The organism is Microbulbifer pacificus (genome assembly GCF_002959965.1).
Classification (GTDB): Bacteria; Pseudomonadota; Gammaproteobacteria; order Pseudomonadales; family Cellvibrionaceae; genus Microbulbifer; species Microbulbifer pacificus_A.
The window spans coordinates 1-1,254 of the sequence record NZ_PREV01000035.1 but is presented as its reverse complement, the minus strand read 5'-3'; the positions used below and the strand labels follow the sequence as shown (position 1 = coordinate 1,254).

Here is a 1,254-nt window from a genome sequence, read left to right as displayed (position 1 = left end):
TCGAACGATTGATATTATCTGTAACCAAATCACACACCCATACAAATCTGCCATAATAGAGCGTGATCATTGGTTTGAATCCTACAACAGCTACAATTTCTTGCTGGTCATACAACGCATAAAGACGATAATTATCTTTTTCTACTGCTTCCGATATGAGGATAACATAAGATGCTTTATCGAGATGCGTTCGTAACTGCCTCATAATTGGAAAAGCTTCTAGCCATTGATCTTTTGTTGTTAACCTTGTAACTTTCATTTTGGACCCTCCATTAAAACATTCTTAACAATCGCCCACCCTGTATTGGAATTATTAATCACAATATCAAAGTCTTCGTGATATTTATGCATAAATAACTTGTATTGAACCCTTCTTTCTTTATGTGCAAATATAATGTATTCTTTATTCGCCCCTCTGTCCGCTACATCTCGGTGCATCCTTCTTATAAATTCGGTTTCATCATCCGTATATAAATATATTCTTAAATCAAAAATATTAGGTTCAATAAAAGCCACACTCATTCCTTCTACAATCGTTATCGGAACATTTGCGTAAATGTGTTTGCTTTCACTATATTGAGTTTCTAGTGTTAATAAATCGAGTCCATTCTGAATCATACGAATATCTCTAGTTAGGGAAACTAGATGGTGTGCCGACGGGTGAGATGCCGTCATCTTATAATGATGTAAATTACCTTTATATGTATATTCCATAATAGATTTTTTTCTAACTACCGAATCTATAATATATGGATCGGTATTTAGAATATTTACTTGCTCTTTTTGTAGAAGTGCTTTTAGTTTTGTAGCAAAAGTGGTTTTCCCTGAAGCACCATGTCCGGAAATTCCAATTATCAGCTTTCCATCTTGTTTTTTAATCCAATTAACAACAAGTGTAAGTAATTCATCCATCAAGTGACTTCTCCTTCCACCAAAGTGCTCTATTCTCTAAATCACTTACAAACTGTTTTTTCGCCTTACTATATTCAGAGGGTATATGTATACCTTTTCGCAATCTTTTCCTTAAAAGCACTATACTGTGCTGCTTCAGATGAATGTTGTAATAAGTAATCTCTCAATATTAAATGACGGTCTATCTGTGGATTGCCATATTGATATACATGTATATGATGAGATCTGTTAACTCCTCCCTTTCTAAACAACCTTCTCCCTTCAATTCCCCATTCACCAGCTATATCGTACCCTACACGGTCCATATAGGTATTATATGAATCAATTCGATAAATATCTTTT

2 protein-coding genes and 1 pseudogene are annotated in these 1,254 nt (G+C 34.2%); all 3 read right to left on the bottom strand.

What is annotated here, in order from left to right; genetic code table 11:
• Positions 1-259: pseudogene (locus C3938_RS17600) on the bottom strand (hypothetical protein); the annotation flags it as partial.
• On the bottom strand, positions 256-912 hold the full coding sequence (locus C3938_RS17595) for a uridine kinase family protein (protein WP_017795365.1): 657 nt from the start codon (positions 910-912) through the stop codon (positions 256-258). The pseudogene C3938_RS17600 and the gene C3938_RS17595, both read right to left, overlap by 4 nt.
• 74 nt (positions 913-986) lie before the next feature.
• Positions 987-1,254: GrpB family protein (locus tag C3938_RS17590; RefSeq protein WP_199775672.1), on the bottom strand; the 268-nt coding region annotated here is incomplete at its 5' end.

What these genes read in the sequence shown, in the direction of transcription:
- C3938_RS17595 (WP_017795365.1), bottom strand. Translation starts at nt 912, where the DNA reads ATGGATGAATTACTTACACTTGTTGTTAATTGGATTAAAAAACAAGAT.